General features: G+C 44.0%; 28 protein-coding genes. 11 read left to right on the top strand and 17 right to left on the bottom strand.

Features of this window, described 5'->3' with window-relative positions; all coding sequences use genetic code 11:
- Both mutM and A3735_RS14805 read left to right on the top strand, forming a co-directional pair.
- Window positions 1-658: bifunctional DNA-formamidopyrimidine glycosylase/DNA-(apurinic or apyrimidinic site) lyase (gene mutM / locus A3735_RS14810; protein WP_082885893.1), on the top strand; the 658-nt coding region annotated here is incomplete at its 5' end.
- Window positions 659-689: 31 nt separating this feature from the next.
- Entirely contained in the window at window positions 690-1,139 is a 450-nt protein-coding gene (locus A3735_RS14805; protein WP_231882561.1) for a hypothetical protein, read from the top strand.
- Between the two features lie 70 nt (window positions 1,140-1,209).
- On the opposite strand, the gene cysQ is transcribed toward A3735_RS14805, so the two are convergent.
- Complete coding sequence (gene cysQ / locus A3735_RS14800; protein ID WP_068508771.1) at window positions 1,210-2,037, bottom strand: 3'(2'),5'-bisphosphate nucleotidase CysQ; 828 nt, start codon at window positions 2,035-2,037, stop codon at window positions 1,210-1,212.
- Window positions 2,038-2,166: 129 nt separating this feature from the next.
- On the opposite strand from cysQ, the gene yrfG reads away from it, so the two are divergent.
- The 4 genes from yrfG to A3735_RS14780 all read left to right on the top strand — a co-directional run bounded on the left by yrfG (window position 2,167) and on the right by A3735_RS14780 (window position 5,878).
- A complete protein-coding gene (gene yrfG / locus A3735_RS31005) occupies window positions 2,167-2,814 on the top strand; it encodes a GMP/IMP nucleotidase (protein ID WP_068508769.1) in 648 nt (215 codons plus the stop codon).
- Window positions 2,815-3,216, top strand: coding sequence for a ribosome-associated heat shock protein Hsp15 (hslR, locus tag A3735_RS31000; RefSeq protein ID WP_068508767.1), 402 nt, complete (start codon window positions 2,815-2,817; stop codon window positions 3,214-3,216).
- 45 nt (window positions 3,217-3,261) lie between these two features.
- The gene (gene hslO, locus A3735_RS14785; protein WP_068508766.1) at window positions 3,262-4,119 is read left to right on the top strand and encodes an Hsp33 family molecular chaperone HslO; all 858 of its coding nucleotides are present in this window, start codon (window positions 3,262-3,264) and stop codon (window positions 4,117-4,119) included.
- Window positions 4,120-4,342: 223 nt separating this feature from the next.
- The gene (locus A3735_RS14780) at window positions 4,343-5,878 is read left to right on the top strand and encodes a phosphoenolpyruvate carboxykinase (RefSeq protein WP_068508763.1); all 1,536 of its coding nucleotides are present in this window, start codon (window positions 4,343-4,345) and stop codon (window positions 5,876-5,878) included.
- Between the two features lie 150 nt (window positions 5,879-6,028).
- Here the strand turns inward: A3735_RS14780 and A3735_RS14775 are convergent, their stop codons facing one another.
- Entirely contained in the window at window positions 6,029-7,777 is a 1,749-nt protein-coding gene (locus tag A3735_RS14775) for an acyl-CoA dehydrogenase C-terminal domain-containing protein (protein WP_156499685.1), read from the bottom strand.
- Window positions 7,778-8,055: 278 nt separating this feature from the next.
- On the opposite strand from A3735_RS14775, the gene A3735_RS14770 reads away from it, so the two are divergent.
- Window positions 8,056-10,080 (top strand): NADPH-dependent 2,4-dienoyl-CoA reductase, encoded by a 2,025-nt coding sequence (locus A3735_RS14770; RefSeq protein WP_068638204.1) that lies wholly within the window; start codon window positions 8,056-8,058, stop codon window positions 10,078-10,080.
- Between the two features lie 95 nt (window positions 10,081-10,175).
- On the opposite strand, the gene A3735_RS14765 is transcribed toward A3735_RS14770, so the two are convergent.
- The 11 genes from A3735_RS14765 to A3735_RS14715 form a co-directional block, all read right to left on the bottom strand.
- The gene (locus A3735_RS14765) at window positions 10,176-10,751 is read right to left on the bottom strand and encodes a DUF5610 domain-containing protein (protein WP_068508755.1); all 576 of its coding nucleotides are present in this window, start codon (window positions 10,749-10,751) and stop codon (window positions 10,176-10,178) included.
- A 108-nt stretch (window positions 10,752-10,859) separates the two neighbouring features.
- A complete protein-coding gene (locus A3735_RS14760; protein WP_068508752.1) occupies window positions 10,860-11,444 on the bottom strand; it encodes a Crp/Fnr family transcriptional regulator in 585 nt (194 codons plus the stop codon).
- Between the two features lie 172 nt (window positions 11,445-11,616).
- On the bottom strand, window positions 11,617-11,946 hold the full coding sequence (locus tag A3735_RS14755; RefSeq protein WP_068508750.1) for a phasin family protein: 330 nt from the start codon (window positions 11,944-11,946) through the stop codon (window positions 11,617-11,619).
- Between the two features lie 20 nt (window positions 11,947-11,966).
- A complete protein-coding gene (phbB, locus tag A3735_RS14750; protein WP_068508748.1) occupies window positions 11,967-12,710 on the bottom strand; it encodes an acetoacetyl-CoA reductase in 744 nt (247 codons plus the stop codon).
- 256 nt (window positions 12,711-12,966) lie between these two features.
- Window positions 12,967-13,317 carry a hypothetical protein gene (locus A3735_RS14745; protein WP_068508746.1) on the bottom strand — a complete coding sequence of 117 codons (351 nt, stop codon included), beginning with the start codon at window positions 13,315-13,317 and terminating at the stop codon, window positions 12,967-12,969.
- A gap of 19 nt (window positions 13,318-13,336) precedes the next feature.
- Window positions 13,337-14,278, bottom strand: a complete 942-nt coding sequence (locus A3735_RS14740; RefSeq protein WP_068508744.1) for an alpha/beta fold hydrolase — start codon at window positions 14,276-14,278, stop codon at window positions 13,337-13,339.
- A gap of 13 nt (window positions 14,279-14,291) precedes the next feature.
- Window positions 14,292-14,945 carry a helix-turn-helix domain-containing protein gene (locus A3735_RS14735; RefSeq protein WP_197469823.1) on the bottom strand — a complete coding sequence of 218 codons (654 nt, stop codon included), beginning with the start codon at window positions 14,943-14,945 and terminating at the stop codon, window positions 14,292-14,294.
- A 96-nt stretch (window positions 14,946-15,041) separates the two neighbouring features.
- On the bottom strand, window positions 15,042-16,451 hold the full coding sequence (hemN, locus tag A3735_RS14730; RefSeq protein WP_068508739.1) for an oxygen-independent coproporphyrinogen III oxidase: 1,410 nt from the start codon (window positions 16,449-16,451) through the stop codon (window positions 15,042-15,044).
- A 143-nt stretch (window positions 16,452-16,594) separates the two neighbouring features.
- Window positions 16,595-17,209 carry a histidine phosphatase family protein gene (locus tag A3735_RS14725; RefSeq protein ID WP_068508738.1) on the bottom strand — a complete coding sequence of 205 codons (615 nt, stop codon included), beginning with the start codon at window positions 17,207-17,209 and terminating at the stop codon, window positions 16,595-16,597.
- Between the two features lie 2 nt (window positions 17,210-17,211).
- A complete protein-coding gene (locus tag A3735_RS14720; protein WP_068508734.1) occupies window positions 17,212-18,642 on the bottom strand; it encodes a rhomboid family intramembrane serine protease in 1,431 nt (476 codons plus the stop codon).
- Between the two features lie 136 nt (window positions 18,643-18,778).
- Window positions 18,779-19,012, bottom strand: coding sequence for a DUF1127 domain-containing protein (locus A3735_RS14715; protein ID WP_068508732.1), 234 nt, complete (start codon window positions 19,010-19,012; stop codon window positions 18,779-18,781).
- Between the two features lie 173 nt (window positions 19,013-19,185).
- Here A3735_RS14715 and A3735_RS14710 point away from each other — a divergent pair, with 173 nt between their 5' ends.
- Complete coding sequence (locus A3735_RS14710) at window positions 19,186-20,637, top strand: PLP-dependent aminotransferase family protein (RefSeq protein ID WP_068508731.1); 1,452 nt, start codon at window positions 19,186-19,188, stop codon at window positions 20,635-20,637.
- A gap of 27 nt (window positions 20,638-20,664) precedes the next feature.
- Here A3735_RS14710 and A3735_RS14705 read toward each other — a convergent pair whose 3' ends face one another.
- Entirely contained in the window at window positions 20,665-21,156 is a 492-nt protein-coding gene (locus A3735_RS14705; protein ID WP_068508730.1) for a DUF4442 domain-containing protein, read from the bottom strand.
- 170 nt (window positions 21,157-21,326) lie between these two features.
- Here A3735_RS14705 and A3735_RS14700 point away from each other — a divergent pair, with 170 nt between their 5' ends.
- From A3735_RS14700 to A3735_RS14690, 3 genes are all read left to right on the top strand, one after another.
- The gene (locus A3735_RS14700; RefSeq protein ID WP_068508728.1) at window positions 21,327-21,590 is read left to right on the top strand and encodes an acyl-CoA-binding protein; all 264 of its coding nucleotides are present in this window, start codon (window positions 21,327-21,329) and stop codon (window positions 21,588-21,590) included.
- Window positions 21,591-21,729: 139 nt separating this feature from the next.
- A complete protein-coding gene (locus A3735_RS14695) occupies window positions 21,730-22,050 on the top strand; it encodes a site-specific integrase (protein ID WP_068508725.1) in 321 nt (106 codons plus the stop codon).
- 148 nt (window positions 22,051-22,198) lie between these two features.
- Entirely contained in the window at window positions 22,199-22,888 is a 690-nt protein-coding gene (locus tag A3735_RS14690; RefSeq protein WP_068760715.1) for an ABC transporter substrate-binding protein, read from the top strand.
- Between the two features lie 30 nt (window positions 22,889-22,918).
- Here A3735_RS14690 and hisI read toward each other — a convergent pair whose 3' ends face one another.
- The 3 genes from hisI to A3735_RS14675 all read right to left on the bottom strand — a co-directional run.
- Entirely contained in the window at window positions 22,919-23,320 is a 402-nt protein-coding gene (hisI, locus tag A3735_RS14685; RefSeq protein ID WP_068508721.1) for a phosphoribosyl-AMP cyclohydrolase, read from the bottom strand.
- A gap of 24 nt (window positions 23,321-23,344) precedes the next feature.
- The gene (locus tag A3735_RS14680) at window positions 23,345-24,211 is read right to left on the bottom strand and encodes a metal ABC transporter permease (protein ID WP_068508719.1); all 867 of its coding nucleotides are present in this window, start codon (window positions 24,209-24,211) and stop codon (window positions 23,345-23,347) included.
- 3 nt (window positions 24,212-24,214) lie between these two features.
- The coding region (locus A3735_RS14675) for a metal ABC transporter ATP-binding protein (protein ID WP_068638203.1) at window positions 24,215-24,797 on the bottom strand (583 nt) is incomplete at its 5' end.

Below are 24,797 nucleotides of genomic sequence, written 5' to 3'. Positions count from 1 at the left end.
TGTTCTCAGGCGAGGTAAGTATATAATCATCTGTGTCCCTGACGGAAGTATACTGCTGCATTTAGGTATGTCTGGGAGTTTGCGTATAGTCGACGAGAGGACGCCACGGATAAAACATGATCATGTTGAATTCCACCTTTCCTGTGGAAAAATACTGCGCTTTAACGATCCGCGAAGGTTTGGCAGCATATTATGGTCTTCCAATTGGCAAGCGCATCCTTTAATTGCTTCTTTGGGGCTTGAACCTCTAAATGAGGAGTTCGACGGAGCGTATCTTCATCAAGCTGCCAAAAAGAGAAAACAAGCGGTTAAACAGTTCCTGATGAATAGTAAGCTTGTTGTTGGTGTTGGCAATATTTATGCAAACGAAGCTTTGTTCAAAGCGGGCATCTCTCCTATTCGATCAGCCTCTCAAATCTCTTTAAAGCGCTATAACTTGCTTGCAGATACCATCAAAGAGGTCTTGCGTAAATCCATCAAACAAGGAGGTACAACTCTAAAAGACTTTGTGGGAAGTGATGGAAAGCCAGGATACTTTAAGCAAGAGCTGAATGTGTATGGCCGAGGGGGTGAAGCCTGTGTCGAGTGTGGACAAGCGCTAAAGGAAATCAGGCAAGGTAATCGTGCAACGGTGTACTGTTCACAGTGTCAAAAATAATCTATTCGCCCGATTCGACAGTGGAGATATTGTGTCTATACTGAAATCAACGACAGATTTCAGGCATTTGTTCAGTAAGCTTAGGCTATTCAAGCAAACACCAGATACTGAACACTATGTGAAAGGCACCCAAGGAGACAAGTTCATGTACAGCCAATTTACCAAAGCCCTAAAAGTTATTATGTTCAGCCTTGTGTTGGCGCTACCCGCGACGGGCTGGTCAAACACGATTGAAGAAACGCCTTCAGCCGTTGCGATGACCGGCGACGCCTTGTTTGTAAGACCCGTAATGATTGCGACAACTATCTTAGGTGCAGCAATCTTTATCGTTTCTTCACCATTTTCTGCCTTAGGTGGTAATGTTGAGGAGTCCTTCGATGAACTGGTGGCTGGGCCTTTTAATACAGCGTTTATCCGCTGCTTAGGTTGTACAATGACCGGTCGTAAAGTCAGCGCGATAGTTTCCCAGGAAGAAGAATAAGCTTCACTTCTTCTTTCAAATAAAAAAGGCTGGTGTGATACCAGCCTTTTTTATTTCTATTCAAACTAGTTTAGTTTGATGCCTTTTGAATAAGCGCTTTCCAGTCAAAGCTCTGATCGCCTAAGGCGTGAAAGAATGGATTTAAAATATCTTCTTTCTGGTTGTAAGTGAGAGGTTTCAGATCGATATCGAGGATTTCACCACCCGCAGCATTGAGTACGGCGTGTGCAGCCGCGGTATCCCACTCGCTTGTGAGCGCTAAGCGCGGATACCAATGAGCCGTTCCTTCCGCAATGGCACAGATTTTCAGTGAACTACCCATGCTGACTAAATTAATATCGTCAAATACCTCAGCGACATGCTTAAGAAGTTCATCCAAGGCTTCAGCTCCGTGGCGCCTGCTACCAACAACAGCCAGTGTGTCCTGAGTATTGACTGCGCTCACCTTAAGCTCAGTCTTAGCACCTTTTTCTTCTTTCCAGGCTCCTTGCCCTTTTAATCCGTAATACAGTGTTTGTGTAACAGGAACGTAGACAAGCCCCAGAATAGCTTCACCGTCTTCGATCAAAGCAATATTGACGGTAAACTCGCCATTTTTATTAATAAATTCTTTAGTACCGTCTAAAGGGTCAACCAGCCAATAACGCTGCCATGAAGAGCGCTCAGAAAACTCAGGCATACCACCTTCTTCAGAAAGAACAGGGTAGTTTAGAGCTAAGCTTGTTAAGCCTTGGTCTATCACGATATGAGCGGCGTGGTCAGCTTTGGTAACCGGAGAGTCATCGGCCTTGTTCTCAACTTCGATTGGCGAATCGGAGTTATAAACTTCGAGAATAGCCTCGCCCGCATCGATAACGATTTTCTTTAAATCTGGTAAAAGTTGTACTAGCTCATTCATGAGGGTTTGTAATATCCAATATAAAGTGTGTTGAAATAGTTGGCTTCGGCTAATAACTCTTAGAGGAGTGTTTGTGTGAACAGATTCCGAGCGCTAGAATAGCCGTTTTACGACAGTATAGAGAGTTTCATGATCGACTGGAATCAGATAGAAACAGTTTTCTTCGATATGGACGGTACGCTACTAGACCTCCATTTCGATAACTACTTTTGGCTAGAATATTTGCCAAAGCGTTATACGGAGCTGAAGAGCCTTAGTCATGACGATGCAGTGAAGTCGCTTCATGCTATGTACGAAGCACATCATGGTTCCCTAAATTGGTACTGTCTCGATTTCTGGTCTGATGCGCTCAACGTCGATATTGTGGAACTAAAGAAAGAAGTAAGTAATAAAATTGCGTATCGACCTCATGTTAAGGAATTCCTGGGAGCCGTCAAAAATATGCCTGTAGAGATGGCCATCCTTACCAATGCCCATCAAGGTAGTATTAGTGTCAAGCTTGAGCAAACCGACTTGGCTGACTTCTTTGACGAGATCATTTGTTCTCACGATTATGGCTTGGCTAAAGAACAGTCTGACTTCTGGCAGCGACTTCATAAGGCAAGGCCCTTTGATAAAGAAAAAACAGCTTTCTTTGATGATAATGAGGCGGTACTTGCCGCTGCAAAAGAATTTGGTATTAAGCACTTATATTCAATTGCCCAGCCTGATAGCCAGAAGCCTGACAGAGAGCAAGGAGATTTTCCCTTAGTTCGTGACTTTAGAGACTTGTTGTAAATGAGTACAGACGCAAAAGTAAGAATTGATAAGTGGCTTTGGGCTGCTCGCTTCTTCAAGACCAGAAGCTTGGCGAAAGAGGCAATTGATGGTGGTAAGGTGCATTATAATCAACAACGCTGTAAACCTGGTAAGACAGTTGATATCGGTGCAGAACTAACCATTCGCCAGGGTTGGTTTGATAAGGTCGTTATTGTTGAAGGTTTAAGTGATCGCAGAAAAAATGCGAGCTTGGCTCAAGAACTCTATCGTGAGACAGAAGAAAGTATTGTAAAAAGAGAGGAGGCGCTGGCGGAACGAAAGCAAGCAATGGCAGGCCTACCCGCACCTTTTAAAAGGCCAAATAAACGCGACCGCCGACGCATTCACCGTTTTAAGAATATAAATTCAGAATCTGAATGAGCTCTATCTTTAATGTGATAAGACTCGAAGTAACAGGATATATACATGATTGATCAAGATACTTTCCAGAAGTTCCTTTTTGAAGAGCTGCAAATTCGAGGTGAGTGGGTACGCTTAGGAGAGAGCTTCCAGCAGGCGAGCAAAAACATGTCTTACCCTTCAGAAGTTAAAGCGCTCCTGGGTGAAACGATCGCAGCCTCAGTTCTGCTAACCGGAACCTTGAAGTTTGATGGTCGTCTGTCTATTCATGCGCGAGGTGAAGGGGCGCTAAGTTTGTTGATGGCAGAAACGACGAACCTGAAGACCTTTAAAGGGGTTGCGCATTGGCAAGGTGACATTGAAGAAGGTCTGCCGTTAAAAGATTATTTAGGCAATGCGCAGTTAGTGATTACCATCGACCCTGATCGAGGAAACCGCTATCAGGGGATCGTCCCCTTAGAGCGTGAAACACTGTCTGAGTGTTTAGAGCAGTACTTTGAAATGTCTGAACAGCTCGATACCTATATGGTACTAGGTGCTGATGAGCTAGGTTGCTATGGCTTAATGTTACAAAAACTACCAGGCTATAGAGAAATTGAAGATCAGGATGCATGGGACAGGGTGACCCAACTGGCTAAGACATTGTCCTCAGAAGAACTCGTGAGCACAGATAATGAAACCTTGCTGGTGCGACTATTCCACGAAGAAAAAGTGATTACTTATCAATCTGAGCCAGTACAGTTTAAATGTTCGTGTTCCAAAGAGCGCACGGCGGCATCAATTCAAAGCTTAGGAAAAGAAGAAGCGCTGGATATACTGGAGCATGAAGCCGAGATTACAGTAGATTGTCAATTTTGTGCTGCACGTTACACTTTTGATCGGACAGATGTACAAAATTTATTCGATCTAGGCGAGCCCCATTAGGCTTATTTGTTTGAATAAGGTGAAAATATTACATATAAGCCTTATGCAAGTTCTAATCTGAAAATCTATCGCCTTTGTATGTTTTAAAGTGAACAAAAATGACTTGCTTCTAAATTTAGTCGTTTTTTGTACAACAATTTGGCATAATGGCGCCCCAAATTTTTCCAGGCTCTGTTTTAGAAAAAGCTAAAACGTAGTCAAACTTAACCCAAGTGAGGTCGAAGTGAGTAACACTTATGTTGATCTAAGCTCAGCCGTATTGGTAGAGCACGCACTTGAGCGCAAAGAAGGCAGCTTGGCTGCTAATGGTTCTTTAGTCGTTACCACCGGCAAAAGAACAGGACGCTCTCCTATGGACCGCTATATTGTTGATGAGCCGAGTACTTCGGATGCAATCGGCTGGGGTCCAATTAACCGACCATTCGACCCTGAAAAGTTCGATGCTTTGTGGGAACGAGTCGAGGCGTATTTGGCTGAGCGAGATAGCTATCTTTCTCACCTTCACGTGGGTGCAGATGCTGATCACTATCTACCTGTTAAGGTTGCAACAGAAACTGCTTGGCAGAACCTGTTTGGTCGCAATCTGTTTATCCGCCCTGAGCAATATAACCAGGCCGATAAGCAAGAATGGGAAATCCTAAACGTTGCAAGCTTTGAGTGTGTACCTGAGCGTGACGGTACTAATAGTGACGGTACAGTAATCATCAACTTCGCCAAGCGTCGCGTTTTGCTTGCAGGTATGCGTTATGCGGGTGAAATGAAGAAAGCAATGTTCTCTGTTCAGAACTTCTTGTTGCCAGAGAAAGACGTATTACCAATGCATTGTTCTGCAAACGTTGGTGATGACGGCGAAACAACATTGTTCTTCGGTTTGTCAGGTACAGGTAAAACTACCTTGTCTGCTGACCCTGCGCGTTACCTTATTGGTGATGACGAGCACGGTTGGGGCAAAGGCGTTGTCTTCAATATTGAAGGCGGCTGCTATGCGAAGACTATTGATCTATCTCAAAAGAATGAGCCAATCATTTGGGATGCGATCAAGTTCGGTGCAATCGTAGAAAACGTAGCGCTTTCTGATGATAAGCGTCTACCAGATTACACAGATACAAGCATTACTGAAAACGGTCGTTGTGCCTACCCGCTAGAGCACGTTGAAAAACGTGTTGCTGAAAACTTAGCAGGCGAGCCAAACGCTATCGTATTTTTGACTTGTGATATGACGGGTGTACTACCTCCAGTATCATTGTTGTCTAAAGAAGGTGCGGCTTACCACTTCTTAAGTGGTTACACGGCATTGGTTGGTTCTACAGAGATGGGTTCAGACTCTAAGTTGAAGTCTACGTTCTCTACCTGTTTCGGTGCACCTTTCTTCCCACGCCCAGCAGGCGTTTACGCTGAATTGTTAATGAAGCGTATGGAAGAGTTCGGTTCTAAGGTTTACTTGGTTAACACGGGCTGGACAGGCGGTGCTTACGGCACAGGCCAACGTTTCAGCATTCCGGTGACTCGTGCAATCATCAGCGCAATCCAGAGCGGCGCTTTGGCTGATGCTGAAACAGAGCACTTGGAAGCCTTGAATCTAGACGTTCCAACTTCATTGGAAGGTGTTGATGCTAAGTTGCTTAACCCACGTAATACTTGGGAAGATCCAGCAGCGTACGATGCAAAAGCAGCTGATTTGATCTCTCAGTTTGTTGAAAACTTCAAGAAGTTTGACGTATCTGATGCGATCGTTGATGCAGGTCCTAAGCAAGCTTAAATTAGCTTCCTTAAGACTAAAAACCCGGCGCTGAAAAGCTCCGGGTTTTTTTGTATCTAAATGAGTGCGATGCTCGAAACAGCTCCCATAGGCAGATTCTTAGAGAGTGGTGGAACCCTCTGCCTACAAAAAATAATCCCGTTGAAGTTCTTAAAAGTACCACTCATCTTCTTCATGTAATGACAAACTCTCAGCCCCGGATTGCAGCGCCGCCTGGTGTGCTTGAATCCGCGGTAAGATACGCGCAAAGTAGAACTTGGCGGTCTTTATCTTGCCTTTCAAAAAGCTTTCTGAGAATGTCGTGGTATCGTTATCTTGAAGCTTGGCTTCGGCTTTAGCTGCCATTTCCAGCCAGAAATAAGCCAAGGTTACATAACCTGAATACATCAGAAAGTCATAGGCAGCAGCGCCGACTTCGCCGTGATCTTGGAGAGCTTTCATACCGACGTTTTGAATCATTTGTGGCCATTCTTTACTGAGAGTTTTTACTTGCTCAGCAAGCTGGATTAGCTCGGTATCGCTGTCTTGTTTAAGTATCGATTTGGAGAGCACATGAAGCTGTTTTGTAAATAACATCAGTGCCTGGCCTTGGTCGCCCAATACCTTTCTTCCTAGCAAGTCGAGAGACTGAATCCCCGTTGTTCCCTCATAAAGCGTAGAAATCCGTCCATCACGGTAGATTTGCTCGACGCCAGTTTCGGTAATATAACCATGGCCGCCATAAACCTGGACAGCTAAAGAAGCAGACTCTTGACCGGTTTCGGTGAGAAATGCCTTGGCGATAGGCGTAAGTAAACCTAGTAGTTTTGCGGCCTCGGCATCGTTTCCGGCTTTTTCCCTATCAAGCAGCTCTGCACAATAGTGGCAAAATGCTCGACCCCCCTCAGCAAACGCTTTTTGAGTGAGGAGCATCCTGCGCACGTCAGCGTGACCTATCAAACCAGTGGTTTGTCCGCGCAATTTTTTATCCAGGGACTGGCCCTGAACACGTTCGACAGCATATTGATACGAGGCCTGAAAAGACTGTTCACTCATACCCACGCCTTGTAAGGAGGTTCCCAGACGCATCTCATTCATCATTTTGAACATGGCTTTAATACCGCCATTCTCTTCGCCAACCAGGAAGCCTTTTGCTTCTTCAAAGGCCATCGTGCAGGTAGGGTTGCTGTGTATCCCCATTTTTTCTTCAATACCAATACAACTAAGGGAGTTATATTCATTATTGTCTGGAAAAATTTTTGGCACCAAAAATAAAGATAGGCCTTTAATACCTTCAGGTGCACCCTTAATACGAGCGAGTACTAAATGAATAATATTGTCACTAGCGTCATGATCACCTGTAGAGATAAAGATTTTGGTACCTGATATCGCGTAACTGTTGTCAGCATTAATCTTTGCGCTACTTTTAATTTCACCTAGGTCGGAACCGCAATGAGATTCAGTTAAGCACATGGTGCCCGTCCAATTACCTGATACCATGTTGTGAAGGTAGGTTTGTTTTAATTCATCATTACCGAATGAAATCAGAGCTTTACATGCAGAGCTGGTGAGCGCTGTGAACATGCATAAAGATTGGTTGGTACTGGTCAACATTTCCGATACCTTTGAGCTAAGTGCTTCAGGTAGCGCTTGCCCACCCCACTCCTCTGGCATCGAGATTCCCATCCACCCTGCTTCAGAAAAAGCTTTAAATGCGTCGCGAATCTTAGGGTCTAGTAGTACTTTACCATCCTTGTAACGACAGCCATTTTGGTCTCCATGTTGATTGACGCTGCCCCAGACTTGCTCTGAAAACTCTGCAGCCTGGTCGAGAATTAAGCCCGCATCGTCATTGTCGATAGCAGAATTGCCCTTTATATGGAATATCATATCAGTGATTGGCGCGCAATATTTCGACACGGTGCTATGCTCCTCTATTAATGTTCTTATCAATACGTCTATCAGTGTGCCGTACTTGTACTAAAGATTATTGCGATAGAAAAAATTTAGCACATTAACAAATGATAAGGACGTTATGAAAAGATTTGCATAGGATGAATATAAGCTAGGTCATTCAGACAAATGGATTCCCGCTCCAACCAGGTGGCCCTATTTTGCAGGGCAATTCACCTTGTATGTGGGAATGATGAGGGTGGAATGAACCTAAGAAAAAATTAAAAGCGTCAGCGGAGAGAGAGATGTCAGCAGAATTATATCCAAATATGTTAAAGCCATTGGACTTAGGTTTCACGACTTTAAAAAACCGTGTTTTGATGGGTTCAATGCATACAGGCTTGGAAGAAGAAAAAGATGGCCATGAACGAATGGCTGCTTTCTTTGCAGAACGCGCTCGCGGTGGAGTTGGCCTGATTGTTACGGGCGGTTTTGGTCCAAACCAGGAAGGTGCTACGCATCCTCATACCAAGTCAATTAAGACAGAAGAAGACGCACTAGCACATCGAACTATTACTGATGCCGTTCATGAAGCGGGTGGTAAGATCTGTATGCAGATTCTACATACGGGTCGCTATGCGTTTAACCCTAATTTGGTTGCGCCTTCTGCTGTTCAGGCACCGATTAACCCTTTTCCACCAAAAGAACTTGATGAAGCCGGTATCGAAAAGCAGATCAGTGATATCGTAATGTTAGCGGTTAATGCTCAAAAAGGTGGTTATGACGGCGTTGAAATCATGGGCTCAGAAGGTTATTTCATTAACCAGTTCTTAGCGAAGCGTACTAATAAGCGTGATGACCAATGGGGTGGCGAATACGAAAACCGTATGCGCTTGGCTGTAGAAGTCGTGCGTCGTACACGTGAAGCCGTGGGTGAAAAATTTATTATTATATACCGTTTGTCTATGCTCGACTTGGTTGAGGGTGGAAGCAGCTATGAAGAAGTACTACAGCTAGGTAAGGCGATTGAAAAAGCAGGTGCAACCATCATCAACACTGGTATTGGTTGGCATGAAGCACGTATCCCAACAATTGCGACAAAAGTACCGCGCGCAGCATTTACTTGGGTAACCGCTAAGTTCAAAAAAGAGCTTAATATTCCATTGATCACTTCTAACCGTATTAATACGCCGGAAGTGGCTGAAGAAGTTCTAGAGCGTGGCGATGCCGATATGGTGTCGATGGCACGCCCATTCCTTGCGGATCCTGACTTTGTTCAGAAAGCTTTTGAGGGCAAGAGCGACGAGATCAACACTTGTATCGGTTGTAACCAGGCTTGTCTTGACCACGTATTTAGCGGCAAGCTAACTAGCTGCTTGGTGAATCCGAAGGCATGTCACGAAACAGAGTTTGCTTCATCTCCAGTAGNAACGGCTAAGAAGTTGGCTGTTATTGGCGCGGGCCCAGCTGGTTTAGCATTTGCGACGTCGGCAGCTGAGCGTGGACATACAGTAACTTTATTTGATTCAGCAAATGAAATTGGCGGGCAGTTCAATATTGCTAAGCAAGTACCCGGCAAGGAAGAGTTTTACGAAACGATCCGTTACTTTGGCAAGATGATCGAGAAGACGGGTGTAAACCTTCAGCTTGGTCAGCGTTTGACAGCAGAGGACTTAAATCAGGGCGATTTTGATGAAGTTATTCTAGCTACCGGTATTAGCCCACGTACACCTGAAATAGAGGGTATTGATCACCCTAAAGTACTGAGTTATATCGATGTACTTCGCGATAAGAAAGAAGTGGGTAAGAAAGTAGCGGTAATCGGTGCAGGTGGTATCGGTTTTGATGTATCGGAATACTTAGCCCACTCAGGTGAAGCAACAAGCCAAAATATCGAAGCCTTTATGAAAGAATGGGGTGTTGATATGTCGCTAGAGGCTCGTGGTGGCATTGAGGGCGTTGAAGCGCAAGTTAGCCCTTCTGCTAGAGAAATCTACTTATTACAGCGTAAGAAGTCTAAAGTTGGCGCGAAGCTAGGAAAAACAACAGGCTGGATTCATCGCACGGGTCTAAATAACAAAGGCGTCAACATGATACCTGCCTGTACTTACGAGAAAGTGGACGATCAAGGTATTCACATTGATGTCGCAGGTGAGAAGAAAGTACTTGATGTGGATAACGTTATCTTGTGCGCGGGCCAGGAGCCACTGCGTGAATTAGTTGAGGGCTTGAATAAGCCATATCACCTGATTGGTGGTGCTGATGTGGCTGCAGAACTTGATGCAAAACGTGCAATTAATCAGGGTACGCGTTTGGCATTGGATATCTAAAGTCTTTAGATAAACAAGCAGCAAACAGAGCCGAGCTAGAGTTTCCTAGTTCGGCTTTTTTGTGCCATTCGCGTGCTGGTGGGAGAATAATTAAGCTATTCCTGCACCTCAAACTGCTTCTTGAAGGCTTGCAAGCCTTCCTGAACCAAGTCATAGGTCTTATCGATATTCTCGGCAATCTCACCTTCTAACACTCCTAATCCATCGAGTATCTCGCGTGCTTCAGAAAATCCGGTATCAATACCACCGCTAATAATATCGACAAACTTTTCGACTTGCTCACTCTCGTTCAATTCAGGGTGTTGTTGTTGATAAAGTGGAAACAGGCTAGTCGAGAAATTAACAATCCGGCCCGCTGTCGCTTCGGGTGAGACGTCCAGGCCTTGCTCATAACCGGACTGGATTGAGTTTTCGCCAAAGTCACCTTCTAGCTCTTTATTGATCGCATCGATAGCGGTCTGATAAAGCAGGCTCAGAGGTTCGTTCTTGACGCTGAGGCTAACTTCGTAGTTAGCATTCAACACGGCAGCATTGAATTCTTTGCGAAGGGCCTCTACTTGACCAATTTGCTCTGTGCCATCACTTTGCGGTGAAGACCTTGCGTCACTAGAAGTAGTTTTTTCAGGTACGGACGATATATTAAGTCGGGTGTCGATTTGGCTAACAGGCATATGAACACTCCTCAGTAGCGGTAGGTCTTGATTAATTATTGACCAGTGCGTGGGGAGCAGCAAGCAAAACTTGGTAAGTATTTGTTCCTTATAGATGGCTAGCTGAGGCTATTGAGAAAACTTTTTTCGAAGGCGGGACAGGCTAACGGGCGTCATGCCGAGAAACGAGGCGATATGGTATTGGGGGATGCGCTCCAGGAAGTGAGGGTATTCTTTACAAAACCACTTGTAACGTTGTTCACCGTTATTGAGTAGCCGCTTGGCATCGCGTTTAGCATTGCGTACGAAGAGTTCATGCATAAAGGTGATTTCGAAACGTAATAACTCGGGATCATCATAACCATAGGAATGAAATTGATGGTAGTTCGCGACAACAAGGCTGGCGGGTTCGAGTGCTTGAATATAATAGGGGCAGGGTGTGCCATTTACGAAGCTTGATATGGGGCCCAGCATTTGACCTTCTTCATAAAAGCCTTCGTTTACTTCGTTGCCTTCTTGGTCGACATAGTAGAGCCTGAGAATGCCGTCAGAAATATAGAAAAACTCTTCGCAGGCATCCCCTGCTCGAATCCAATGATCACCTTCATCGAGTTCTTGAACATGGAAAAAATCTAGGAAACGGTCCCATTCCGCTAAGTTTGCTTTGAACTTCTTCTCAAGCATGTGTCGCATTTTGGCTATGTGCTGGTTCACTTAGCTTCCTTTTCACTGGTCTTTTGTTTTGAGCTGCTTATAGTAGTCTTTTTATCAAACGTGAACAAATAGCAGTTTGATGAATGTTTTTTAGAATTAGAAATAGCGAAGAAAATAAGGGGCGCGTTAGTCGCCCCTGATAGTTGAACTTACTATACTGAGGTTGAATGGCTTATACAGTCTCTTTAGAAAACACCTGTTTTAAGCCCTCAGCGGTTTGGTTAGCCAAGTCAGTAAGCTTTTCTGCATCGCCCTTAAACTGAGCTTGAACAGTCTCAGAAAATTCAGATTGTTGCTCTACAAAGGCGTTCAGTGAATCGCTATTTCTGATCTCTAATGCCGATTTTGCCTGGGCTATACCCATTTCAGCGTAGTTTGCAAAGGCTTGCGCTTGAATATCAACTAACTCACCTACGTTATTCAGTAGCAATCTATTCACTTCTTTTGCAGGCTCAACAAAGCGTTTCGCTTGTTCGCTTAATGAATCGATAAATTCGTTCATGTATGTCTCCTTGTTATTTACTAGTGGTGCATGTGCTGACCGCCGTTAATGGAAAGATTTGATCCAGTGATAAAACCAGACTGTTTGTCTGATAAGAAAGCAACAAGTCTCGCTATTTCTTTTGGATCACCCAGCCTGCCGACCGGAATTTGGGCGATAATTTGGTTTCTTATACTCTCTTCGACCGCCATCACCATTTCAGTTGCTATATAACCAGGGGAAATAGTGTTAACAGTAATGCCTTTGCTGGCTACTTCTTGCGCTAGTGACATGGTAATACCATGAATGCCAGCTTTGCTGGCAGCGTAATTCACTTGACCAAATTGGCCCTTTTCACCGTTGATAGAAGAGATATTAATAATTCGCCCGTATTGGCGTTTCAACATGAACTCGATGACATTCCGACAAGTATTGAAGGTTCCACTCAGGTTCACATCAATGACCTCTTGCCATTTTTGTGGTGACATTCGTTTTAAGCTGGTATCGCGAGTGATACCAGCGGTATTCACCAAAACTGCAATGGGGCCAATGCTTTCTTCAATATCAAGAATATTGCGGGTACAACTGTCAAAATCAGCAACCTCCAGTACACAGGTTTTAATGTCATAGCCTTGTGTTTTGAGTTGCGCTTGCCAGTTGTCGGCTTTTTCTTGGCTGCTGGATGCAGCAACAACGGTGTAGCCTTCATCATGTAGTGTTTGGCAGATCGCAGTACCTATTCCACCGGTTCCGCCCGTGACAAAAGCAACGTTTACATTAGACATGTATGCCTCCTAATCGTGAGTTCAGATTCAAAAATCGGAAAACGAAAGAAAAGAGAGGTAACAGAGTTGAAACTCTACGGCATGTACCTGATTTTTGTCGTTCTTATAGTTTCTCATCATGAAGCTAGAGACTAGGGAAAGCTTTGATGTGAATCACATGGCGGAAGGAAGGGTTGATTAATAGTAAAGATAATTGATGTAGATCAAAATATATACAAAGAGGGGTTTTGGGTTTGCAATAGTGGTACTGAGGTATTTACCACGTTCTCCATCGCTCAGTGATATCTTCGGAATACTCGTGGCCAGCGCTTTGTACAACTAGTTTAATCAGGGCGCAAATATCTTCTCGTTGGTCGGTCTCAATTAGCTGATGGTCGAGTTTGAAGTTCAGGTCATTTAGTTTTTTCACCAAAGACTCAATTTGGGTAGAAACCCAAGAAAAATCATTGTTTTGGTGATTGCTAGTCACATCATGGATAAATGCTGTAATTAGCTGGTCGCACTCCTCTACATGCTGCGCCAAGTATGCTGGCTCTTCATCATCTTCGATAAAGTCATACATCCAATGCAACAGGTAGTCCTTTTTTTCCTTGATTGTGCTGTTCATTTTAACTCTATACGTAGTATTAAGAAGAAGGCTTGGGTAAAAACTCAAGCATTGCCTCTGCGGAAACACTTGGAGCCTCAAGCATGGCAAGGTGGCCAATATCTTCGAGTACCAGCTGTTGGGCACCAGAGATTAATTTTGTATATTTGTCGATGTTTTTTACGTTAATAGCCCTGTCTTGTTCACCCCAAATAATTAGAGTAGGCGCAATGATACTGGTGAACTTTTGCTCCAGCCCCTTGCCCAAGTCACTACGAATATCTTTGAATATTTTCTGATTGATTTCCAGGCGGCGAATGGACTTTTCTGCTTCGACCTTGGTGATAACGTCGGGTATGAAAGGCTTATCTTCCATTACAAAGTCCATAAGCTCGTTGAACTCATCAGTGTTTGACGCGATTAGGGGGTTGATACCTTGAGATAAAAGCTCATCCATTTTTGAGGGAATATCATGGATACCCGCAGGGCTAATTAGGGTTATCGATAGAACCTGCTCTGGGTAGGTTGCTGCGTAAAGTGATGAAATGGCGCCTCCCATAGAATTACCGACTAGATGGAAGCGTTTGAGATTCAAGGCACTTGCAAACTGTTTTACGAATGCGCTTTGCTCGACGATGGAGTAAGACTGACTCATGTCGATAGTGCTATCACCATGGCCCATTAAATCTAGAGCGATAAGGTGATACTTGTCAGCTAGCGGTTCAGAAAAACGTATCCAGTTTTCTTTATTGGCGCTAAAGCCGTGCAGCATGATGATTGTGCCGAGCTTATCTTGGCGAGAGTTTTCCAGATAAGCGTAAGGTTTGCCTTCAATCGAGATTTTTTTAGGTAGAAGGTTTGCTTTTGAGGCTTCAAAATCGATCGCTAAACGATAAAGGTCATCGCGATAGTAGTCGCTTGCGATATTGACTGAAACCAGAGAAAGGACAAAGACAAACAAAAAGACTTTAAGTTTACTCACGCGCGCTCCTTGTTTAACAAGCCGAAGCGCAGCCTGCGAGTTCTTTTAAGCCATTCATATCGATGATGTGTAAGTCTGTACGCTTAATTTCTAGCAAGCCTTCTTTTTGAAAACGCTTAAATAAACGGCTAACCGTTTCGGCGGCCATATTTAAGTGATTAGCAATATCGCGACGCGGCATCATGAGGTTAATGCGGGTGTCGGAATAACCACGCTGCTTGTAGCGTGAAGATAATGCGAGGATAAAACCGGCTAGTTTCTGGTCAGCAGAATGCTCGACGGTCATTGATTGCGAAGTATGCACTTCCTTACTCATTAAGCTAAACAGCTGGCGTTGTAAAGAGGGAAGCTTCGCTGCAAGGCTTTCTAAATCGTTGTAGTTAATACCACAAACCGAGGAAGTACCAAGAGAAATAGCCGTTGAAATATATTTCTGAGGGTAGATCGCATCCAGGCCGAAAAGCTCACCGGGTAGGTGGAAGCCGACAATATGCTCATTACCGTTCGCATCAATAACCACGGTTTTGAACATGCCCGATTTAACGGCGTAGATCCTTTCAAAGTGTTGTTCTGACTGGTAGACGGTCTCGTTTTCTTTATAGGGGGACGAAGGCTCAATAATGTTTTCTAACGAAACCATGTCATTTGAGTCTAACCCTACTGGCAAGCAAAGTTTTCCAAGAGAGCACTGTCCGCACTTCAAAAAGGACGGAGATGCCACAGAATTTGAGCTCGGCATACGTAAACCACCATAAAATTTTAATTATAGTGTCTTACTATACCTTGGTTGCTCAGTATTCTGTAGAGTTGTTTGATTAAAATATGCATCAAATGTCATAGCGATGTTCCGCAGAAAGATTCTTCCTTTGGGTGTCACCTTGAATCCTTGGTCATTTAATTCGATCAAACCATCGCTTGCGAGGTCATTCAAGCTACTGAGTTCACTGTTGAAATAACGGTGGAAAAAAATATCGTGACCGTCACCGAAGTCACTGTAATCAACGACACCGTCACACATAATTTGTTGGATTAGATCTGCACGGATGCGGTCATCGGTATTGAGATTAACGCCGCGTTTGATAGGTAAGTGCCCTTTATCAACGGCGGTTTTGTACTTGGATACTTCGGTGACATTCTGGCTATAGCCATCATTGACCCGGCTGATAGCACTGACACCAATACCAATTACATCGCATTCTGCATGTGTAGAATAGCCTTGGAAGTTACGCTGCAAACCACCTGTATCAAGGGCTTTAGCCAAGCTGTCAGTAGGTAGTGCAAAGTGATCCATACCGATATAGATATAGCCCGCTTCAGTTAAGCGTTGGATACTATCGGTGAATATTTCAAGTTTTTCTGCTGTTCCTGGAAGGTCGCCTGAGTGAATCAGCCTTTGCGCCGGAATGCGTTGAGGCATATGTGCGTAATTATAGAGTGCGATTCGATCCGGTTTAATACGAATGACTTCATCAAGCGTATTCGAAAAACTTGCGCGAGACTGTTTTGGCAGGCCGTAAATAATATCAATAGATACTGAATCAACTTTGTTATCGCGAGCTGACTGGATAACCGCTTCAACCTGCTCTTTACTTTGCTCACGGTTGATAGCTTTCTGCACTTCAGGGTCAAAGTCCTGAACGCCGATACTGATTCTGTTAAAGCCCATGGTCACTAATTCGGTCATTTCTTCTGGTGTGACTGTACGTGGGTCAACTTCAATGCCAATTTCTAATGAGTCAGGAAGACCTAGGTGGAAGGATTGTGCCAGCACTTCCATGACTTCACGTAATTGCTGAGGGCTTAAAAATGTGGGAGTGCCACCACCAAAATGAATCTGTTGCAGTAAACGGTCGTCAGCATAGTACTTGCCGTGCATTTCGATTTCCCGATATAGATAATCGAGGTAGTCAGTGGCTAGCTGCTGCTTGTGCGTCACAATCTTGTTGCAGCCACAGTAGTAACAAAGTGACTTACAAAATGGAATGTGGATATAAACAGAAAGAGGCTTGGGAACAGGCAACTGGTTACTTGCCTGAGCATGAGTACGATAGTCAGCTTCAGTAAAGTTATCATTGAACTGAAGTGCAGTTGGATAAGATGTGTATCTTGGCCCGTAAACGTCGTATTTGTTTAGTAAGGGCGCCAAGTCTTCGGTCACCTCAAGCGGTTTCATCTATCCATTCCTCCTGCATTGTTAGGGGATCAGTTTATGCGCACTAGGCGTAAGCTGCCTTGACGTGCGTCAAGGGAAATGACTGGTACAAAAAATACTCGAAAAAGGTGCATCTTCAGGTGCAGAACGAAGAAAGGTGGAGCTTAGTCTTGAGAGAAGCGTGCTTGGTGAAATTTAAGTTGAGCAGTATGGCCGCCATCGGGAAAGTGATGATAAGCGAGTCGGCTTACATTGGCATAAGGTACATCAATATTCCAAAGCCTGTCACTAGGCATACCTAGTACGTGGGTTAATATAGCTCGGATAACGCCCCCATGGCATACAAGTAAAGTATGCTCAGTTTGATATTCGAGCACTAAGGCTTCCCAAGCTGTATGAATACGCTGAATGAAATCAGACATTCGCTCGGAGCCTTGGGGAGCGTGATTATCGGGGTCTTCCCAGTAGTTTCTTAATGCCTTTGGGTCGTGTTTCATCAGTTCTTTGACGCTCTTTCCTTCCCATTCACCAAAGGAAATTTCACGAAACATCGGGTTTATGTCGACGCAGAGGCTTAGGTCTTCCCCTAGCTTATTGGCAAAGGCCTGACAGCGACTTAATGGTGAAGTCACTATCCGGGTCCAGGGTTTATGACCCCCTACACTGTCGTGCATTTGCTGCCAGCCCAAGTCTGATAAGGGGTCGTCTTGTGAACCTCGTAGTAGTTGTCCACCAACGGGTTCGCCATGTCTGATTAGGTCGAAAGTGCTTGCTTTCATAACTAAGCCTTGAGTCGCTCGAGTAGCATTTCATATTGCTGTTGTTTAGCAGCAGTATGCCTTATTTTGAACTCCTGAATAAGCAAGAGGCAAGCATCTTGTGTAATATGTTGGTTGCCAGCAAGTTCGAGAAACAAGAAGGCTTGCTCAGCTTTAGGCAGGTCTCCATGTTTAATAAAAAGCATCATCATCTTATGATAGTGCTCGGGCTGTAAGCATTCTTGAGCCCTTTTTTTACTAGCAGCATTTTTTTGAATGTCGGAAAATAATCGACACATTCTTTCGTAGTCTGATTTACGGACACACAGTTCAATAAGGTTCTGTGCATGCTTCCAATAGCTCGAGTCTTCAGTATGCAATTTTGCCAAGTTGTAACGCTGCTCCAATATTGCTCGTGATTCGGGATATTTAGCACCCAGTGATCGCAATAACTGGCGTGCAGTATTGAACTCGAAGCGCGATAGGAATTCCATTGCTTTTGAAAGCTCTGCTCTGTACTCCCAATCAACGGAGGCAGTTATTCTTGGCTTGTTTTTTGGGGTTTCTTTCGCTGCAACTTTCATGCTTAAGCTCATGAAAATGCCTGTTGAGAGTGCCGGAAGCAGCATGCTTGCAAGAAGATATATGCTAGGCCTAGGTTGGTCGAGCGTATGTAAAACGGTATAGGTGATTAAGCTTAGAGTAAGCATTAGTAACATGAATAAGGCCGATTTTGAGGGTTGCAAGGACTCTCTTTTGGCTTGGAAATTCTTTAGTTTGTCTAACACTAGCGGGCTTGCCAGGCCATAGATAGCACCAAGAGGCCCAACTAAGACGGCATTGCTTTTGGTTGTGAATAATAGATAGGTGAGTGAAGAAATAAACATCGAAAACAGAAAATAGCAGTACAGCTTAAAGGCGCCAAAGCGCTTTTCAAAGTAGAAGGATAAAACTGAAAAACATAGAAATACTAAAATAAACAATGGATGAGAGGGGTGTGCGAAAACATGAGTGAGGATCTGTCTGATGCTGAAGTCTTGAGCAGAAAGGCCAAGTAAGTTTGTACTGGTGGCGCGATACATTTGCTCAATTATAAGCCGCTCCTCATGCCATGTTTCCAGTATGGCTTTCTCAAGAAACATGCTGCCATTCTGCTTGATATAGGAGGAAAAAGCTGAATCTTCCAAGATAGCTTTGATCGTAGGAAGCGACTCACCATCTTCAAAATCAGCTTTTAAGCTATCAATCTTTTGGGCTGAACCCAGGCCTTCTATGTTTAGCCTACGATCAAGGTAATCAAAAAAAATGGGGGCTTCGATTGCTAATAAATCTTGTTGGTAATGTTTGTTTATAGATAGCCACTGTTGTTCATCATGCTTATGCCCGTATAAGACGCTAATCAACAATGTGAGCGACAGAAGCAAGGTAAGAAAAGGAGTTTTCTTGATAGACATGGAGTATTTTGTTTTCACCCATCTTTAATAAGCATTGCACGATTAGACGGCAGCTTAATGCTCTTATACCGATACGAAGCCTATTTATAACAGAAAGCAGGGTGATTTGCCTCCTGGTATTTGACGGCTTAAGCCTCTACTTCCATAGAGGCTGACTTGCTTCGAGTTGTGCTTCTTGTCGGGACACGCCAATATCTCTTAATTGAGCATCACTCAGTTGAAGCAGCTTTTTACGTTGTCGGTGTATCTCCAGTCGCCATGCTAGCGAGTGTAATTGCTTGGCAAATCGTAGACATAGATTGGTGAGGCCTTTTAATGAGCCTGAGTAATTGTGAAGACCTTGTGGCGAAGGGAGTATTTCATGTCTCATCGTATCTTTCCTCGCAATACTAATAATGATAGGGCTTGAAGATGAATACTATACGGAGGTTGTCTGATACGTAACAGATTTAGAATTTAACTAAATTAGCCATAACAGATGTAGTATGAATGAACTGTTAAGTATAATATTTGAACAACTGTTATGGTTCTGGGAGCACAACAATGAAACAGCCTATTTATAAATTGTTAGCAAATGACCTTGCTGAGCAGATTCGGCAAAGTACTTTTGCTAGGGGGGATAAGCTTCCTTCTGTTCGGGAATTAGCGAAACAGCGCTCGGTGAGTGTGTCGACTGTTTTAATGAGCTACGGTTTACTAGAGGACTGGGGGCTGATTGAGGTGAGGCCAAAGTCTGGCTATTATGTTAAAGCCATTGCGCTCAGTGCGCCGGTAGAACATTTATCTAAAGACCATATCCACAACTCTGTCTCTGATTGCGGCCCGGATGAAGTCACCACTTCAGAATTGATCATGGACGTCCTGGCCAGTTCGGCAGAACCAAATAATGTCAGCTTCGGTGCAGCGGTCCCGGCAAGTGACTTCCCTATTATTGAACAACTAAAAAAATCATTTGCAAACCTTGTGCGGACTGAGAAGTTTCTCGGCATTGGCTATGACTCAGGAAAAGGCTGTCCTCAACTAAGGAAGCAGCTCGCCAGACGTGCTTCTGATGCGGGCATGTTAGTGTCACCTGATGAAATTATTATTACTGCTGGCTGCCAAGGGGCCATTGTATTGTGTTTACGCTCTCTGTGTGAAAAAGGTGATGTGGTTGCGGTAGAGTCGCCAGGCTATTATGGCTTGTTACAGTTAATCGAATCTTTGGGGCTAAAAGCGCTTGAAATTCCTTCAGATCCGGTAAGGGGAATGAGCATCGACGCGCTTCAGTTGGCAGTCGAGCAGTGGCCCGTAAAAGTTGTGTTATCAGTTCCTAGCTATAGCAACCCCATGGGAGCCTTGATGCCAGAAACTGCGAAGCTCAAGTTGGCGAAGCTCTTAGAAAAATATGATTTACCGATGATTGAAGACGATATTTACGGAGAGCTGTCATACAGTGATGCTAGGCCAAAAGCTGTTAAATCTTATGATAAGGGTGGCCGAATTCTGCTGTGCTCTTCAGTTTCGAAGGTGCTTGACCCTCAGCTATGTGTCGGCTGGGTGATGCCAGGGCGATATCGGGAAAAAATTGAGTACCAACGTTTTTTAAGCAACTCCAGTCACTTTGCTTTACCCCAACTGGCGGTTGCCGATATTTTGTCTAGAGGGCGCTTTGACCGTCACTTGAGGCATGCTCGTGAAGTTTACAGCCAGAGGCGCGATAGGTTGCTAGATTTAATTGCGCTACACTTTCCCAAAGAAACACGCATCACTAAGCCGCAAGGAGGTTTTGTTGCATGGATACAGTTGCCTGATGGTGTAGATAGCACAGAGTTCTACCATTTGGCTAAGGCCGAGGGCGTCATTGTTGCGCCAGGAGAAATCTTTTCAACCGATTCGAGTAAGTACCATAACTATATTCGGTTAAGTTATGCACATGAATGGACCAGAGAGCGAGAGCAAGCTGTTGTGATTTTGGGGAATATACTAAAAGCTGAACTAAGCAGATTCACATAACACTTGCTCAGCTTTTAAGTGGAGAGCTTAACGTTTTTTAGGTGTCCAGGCCCAAACCATTTCCATAAGAATGGGTTCTTTGCCTTCAGCGTCTGTCACACTGACTTTTACAGTGGTTTCACCTTTTTCGAGTTTTTGGATATCAGCAATTTGCTTTTTGCTTAGCGTTGCAACGGCTTTCATGTCGCCCTTGGCGCGTTTTACATAGTCAGCTTTGATTGTTTTGATCACAGGGACAGCGCTATCAGGTACGTTCATACCAATCAAATATCCGGTAGCAGACTCTGCGATCAGAATACTGGCGACAGCATGCACTGAACCAATATGATTTTGCACACTCTTTTTATTTTTTAGTGTAATCACTGCTCGTTCGCAGCTGAGCTCTTCAATTGTAATTCCAGCAGTGCCGGTAAACTTCACCATCTTTCCAAAAAAAGTAGACAGCGCTGTTGAGCGAAGGAAAGATGGCAAGGAATTAATGTTACTGACAATTTTATTTAGCTTATTTTTCTTGGCCAAGATGTGGTCTCCAAAAATTAGTGAAAACAGAAAATTAGATCTTATTGATAAAGTAGATACTTATCAAAACTGTGAGATTATACACATAAATGGAAAAGTGGTTTTACCTATAGAGCTACCGATCTGTATTTAAGCGAGTTATAATCGCGCCAAATTAACAGGAGTAAGTTATGAGCGATTTAAAGCAACAATTTGAAGATACCGTAAACTTTGTTCAAAACTCGGAAGGTGACGTTCAGCTTTCAAACGAGCAGAAGTTGCAGATGTATGCTTTGTATAAGCAAGCAACTGAAGGTGACGTTTCAGGTAAAAAGCCAGGTATGATGGACTTCGTTGCACGTGCAAAATATGTTGCATGGGAAGAGTTGAAAGGAACGACTTCTGATGCGGCAATGCAAAAATACATTAATGAAGTTGAAACATTAAAGGCGTAAATTACAGCGTCTCTAACCAGTCTGTGTCTCAGGCTGGTTAATAGCAGTGTCCACGATAAAAAAAATAATAATTATAAGAGATCAACACAAGGAAAGTGAAGAAGCATATAGGTCTCTATAAGCAGTAAAAGGAATCAATATGAGTACAGCAGTTGCATTGGACGAATGTCAACCGGGGTTGTCAGTAGACTTGGCTGAAGCGGTAAAGCACCAACATTTGAGTGCCAGAACCATTCATACTTACCAGCACTGGATTACGCAGTATTTAGCTTATTATGATTTGCGGAGCCCGCGTTATTTAAGTGAATCTAATGTGAAAGAGTTTTTACGCTATTTGGTAAAAAATATGTCTCTTTCCCGCGCGCGCTTGAATCAAGCTCGAGAAGCACTATTATTCTTATATGAAAAGGTTTTAAAGAAGCCTTTGAAAAGGACGGAGATAGTTCCCAAGGATAGTTAATTTTCATTATCAGGCGGAGGAAGCAATGTTTAGATTCATCTACGCTTTTTTCGCCTTTTTAGTATCTAGTGTCTCATTATCCTTGCATGCCAAGGACCCTTCCACAGTACAATCAGATGCTCCTCAGCCATTTGAGATTGGCATTAGCATGTCAATTCCTCCTTGGGTGATTAAAGAAACTGACTCAGGCATCGAGTTAGATATATTGCGAGCGAGCCTCGATCCTGAGCGTTATGATATACGTCCGGTTTATGTGCCATTTGAGCGAGCATATAAGTTGTTTGATGATGCGCAGTTAGATGCCGTGATGAATGCAAAGGCCAATGTTGTTAAGAGTGGTTATTTGTCCCAAGCCGTGGTGACATTTCAAAACTACGCAATAAGTCTGGCATCCAAGAACTACCCTGAAGATATATCTATGTCTTTTCTTCAAGATAAAACGGTTGTAGGTTTTCAAAAAGCGAAAGACTTTCTGGGTAAAGAATATGCTGTGATGGCACGCACAAACCGGCATTATCAAGAAGTTCCAAAACAAGATTTTCAGATAAATCTACTCTTTATCAGAGAGCTTGATTTTATCGTGATGGATAAGAGTATTTTTGGATATTATTGGTATAAGGCAAATCAGGGAGATCGCTACTCTCGCTTGGCAAAGCAGCGCTTTAGTCAAAAGGTCAGATTTCACCCCTTATTTAAACCAAGTCATTACCCGTTTTTATTCCGAGATAAGCTGGTCAGAGATGACTTTGATCGTGGTTTGTCAGAAATTAAATCAAGTGGTCGCTATCAAGAAATCCTGGATAAATACGACCACTTAAGTAATTTGTATCAGCACTGATGTAAACGAAGAAAGCAGAAAGCAGAAAGCTTATGAGGCGATGACCACCTCGCCTTGCTCAAACTTCAGGTAGAAGCAACTTCTACGATGAGTGTGACAAGCTGCTTCATCTTGTGTGACCAGGGCTAGTAGTACATCACCGTCGCAATCCGTTCTCATCGATACCAGGCTTTGCCAGTGGCCAGAGCTTTCTCCTTTGCGCCATAAAGACTTTCGCGAACGGGACCAATAGCACATCTTGGAGGTTTCGAGAGTTTCTTTTAATGACTCGCGATTCATCCAGGCAAACATTAGCACCTCTCTCGTCTCATGGTCCTGGGCTATTACGGGTATTAAACCCTCTTCAGAGAAGTTTAGTTCGTTTAATACTTTATCTAAGGGATAGGAGGTGCCTTCAGCATCGTTTTCGATCGATTTAAACCAGGACTTCATATTTAAATTACCTATATTTACGAGTTATGCGCTGAGATGTTTGGGTTTGGCAAGTCGAGATAAAAGGCTACCATTAAGTCCTAATGAAAACGACAAGACGTAGAGCATACCAAGTGTCAGTATGATCGCCGGCCCGGTTGGCCAGCCAGCATGGTATGACAAGAGTAAGCCGATATAACAACAGAGAATTGCAAAACAAGAGGACGCCAAAAGCATCATATCGAGGCTCTTGACCCAATACCTTGCAGAGGCTGCAGGCAAAATCATCATACCCACAGACATTAAGGTACCAAGGGCGTTAAAGCCGGCAACAAGGTTTAGAACAACTAGCACCAGGAAGGCAAAGTGAGCAATTGGACTTAGTCGACTGACTGATTGCAGGAAAAGCCTGTCCATACACTCAAGAACCAACGGTCTGAACAGCAGAGCAAGTGTAATTAAGGTAATTGTAGAAACCCCGGCAAGCAAATATAAAGCTTCGTTGTTCAAAGCCAGCGCGGAACCGAAAAGTACGTGTAGTAAATCAACCTGACTACCGTTAATTGAAATAATCAGGACGCCTGCTGCCAGAGAAATAAGATAAAAGGCAGCCATACTGGCATCTTCAGCGACATCGGTCATACGAGAGACGAAACCGGAAAATAGCGCAACAAGGCAGCCTGCGATAATCCCGCCGATGGTCATTGCCTGAATAGATAAGCCGGCCAGAAAAAAGCCTGCCGCTGCACCGGGCAATATTGCGTGTGCCATGGCGTCGCCAGTTAAACTCATGCGTCTTAACATCAGAAAAACGCCAATAGGCGCTGCGCTAATCGCAATCGCAAGGCAGCCAACGATAGCGCGTTGCATAAATGAGAAGTCTAAAATTGGCGCAATAAAAAGATCGAACATCTGTTAGTGAGCCCCGCAATACACGGCGTTTTCATCAAAGGCTTCGTTGAGTTGTCGTGCTCGTTGCCAGTTTTGCTCAGTCAATACGTCGGCAGTTGGCCCAAAAGCGATGGGCTCTCGCGATAACAAAAGGCAATGTGGGAAGTGAGACTTTACTTGCTCAAGGTCATGGAGTACTGCAACAATCGTTTTACCCTGTTCATGCCAGTGTTGAATCAAGTGTAGTAGGTCATGTGTTGTTCGGCTGTCTACGCCGGTAAAAGGCTCATCTAATAATATTAGGTTGGCTTCTTGAACGAGCAAGCGTGCGAACAAAACGCGCTGCATTTGCCCTCCTGAAAGAGATCCGATCAAGCGTTTTTCAAACCCTGATAAACCCAGTTGCTGCAGCGCTTGTGCGACTTGCTTTTTATGCTTGCTACGTAATCGCCCGAAAGCACCCATATGTTTCCAGGCGCCAAGAGCGACCATTTCCTGAACTGTAATAGGGAAGCTTCTATCGACCATGTTTTGTTGAGGAAGATAAGCAATATCATCTTTCTCGACGGGTCCAAATTGAATATCACCTTCTAAGGGAGCAAGTTGC

It is taken from the genome of Oleiphilus sp. HI0061 (assembly GCF_001635675.1).
This window is presented reverse-complemented; position numbering and strand designations above follow the sequence as displayed.

Coding starts and splice junctions, on each gene's coding strand:
- hslO (WP_068508766.1), top strand. CDS start 3,262: ATGATTGATCAAGATACTTTCCAGAAGTTCCTTTTTGAAGAGCTGCAA.
- hisI (WP_068508721.1), bottom strand. CDS start 23,320: ATGAAGTCCTGGTTTAAATCGATCGAAAACGATGCTGAAGGCACCTCC.
- hemN (WP_068508739.1), bottom strand. CDS start 16,451: ATGAAACCGCTTGAGGTGACCGAAGACTTGGCGCCCTTACTAAACAAA.
- A3735_RS14755 (WP_068508750.1), bottom strand. CDS start 11,946: ATGAACGAATTTATCGATTCATTAAGCGAACAAGCGAAACGCTTTGTT.
- A3735_RS14725 (WP_068508738.1), bottom strand. CDS start 17,209: ATGAAAGCAAGCACTTTCGACCTAATCAGACATGGCGAACCCGTTGGT.
- A3735_RS14745 (WP_068508746.1), bottom strand. CDS start 13,317: ATGAACAGCACAATCAAGGAAAAAAAGGACTACCTGTTGCATTGGATG.
- A3735_RS14700 (WP_068508728.1), top strand. CDS start 21,327: ATGAGCGATTTAAAGCAACAATTTGAAGATACCGTAAACTTTGTTCAA.
- cysQ (WP_068508771.1), bottom strand. CDS start 2,037: ATGAATGAGCTAGTACAACTTTTACCAGATTTAAAGAAAATCGTTATC.
- A3735_RS14695 (WP_068508725.1), top strand. CDS start 21,730: ATGAGTACAGCAGTTGCATTGGACGAATGTCAACCGGGGTTGTCAGTA.
- hslR (WP_068508767.1), top strand. CDS start 2,815: ATGAGTACAGACGCAAAAGTAAGAATTGATAAGTGGCTTTGGGCTGCT.
- A3735_RS14690 (WP_068760715.1), top strand. CDS start 22,199: ATGTCAATTCCTCCTTGGGTGATTAAAGAAACTGACTCAGGCATCGAG.
- phbB (WP_068508748.1), bottom strand. CDS start 12,710: ATGTCTAATGTAAACGTTGCTTTTGTCACGGGCGGAACCGGTGGAATA.
- A3735_RS14720 (WP_068508734.1), bottom strand. CDS start 18,642: ATGTCTATCAAGAAAACTCCTTTTCTTACCTTGCTTCTGTCGCTCACA.
- A3735_RS14715 (WP_068508732.1), bottom strand. CDS start 19,012: ATGAGACATGAAATACTCCCTTCGCCACAAGGTCTTCACAATTACTCA.
- A3735_RS14680 (WP_068508719.1), bottom strand. CDS start 24,211: ATGTTCGATCTTTTTATTGCGCCAATTTTAGACTTCTCATTTATGCAA.
- A3735_RS14765 (WP_068508755.1), bottom strand. CDS start 10,751: ATGCCTGTTAGCCAAATCGACACCCGACTTAATATATCGTCCGTACCT.
- yrfG (WP_068508769.1), top strand. CDS start 2,167: ATGATCGACTGGAATCAGATAGAAACAGTTTTCTTCGATATGGACGGT.
- A3735_RS14710 (WP_068508731.1), top strand. CDS start 19,186: ATGAAACAGCCTATTTATAAATTGTTAGCAAATGACCTTGCTGAGCAG.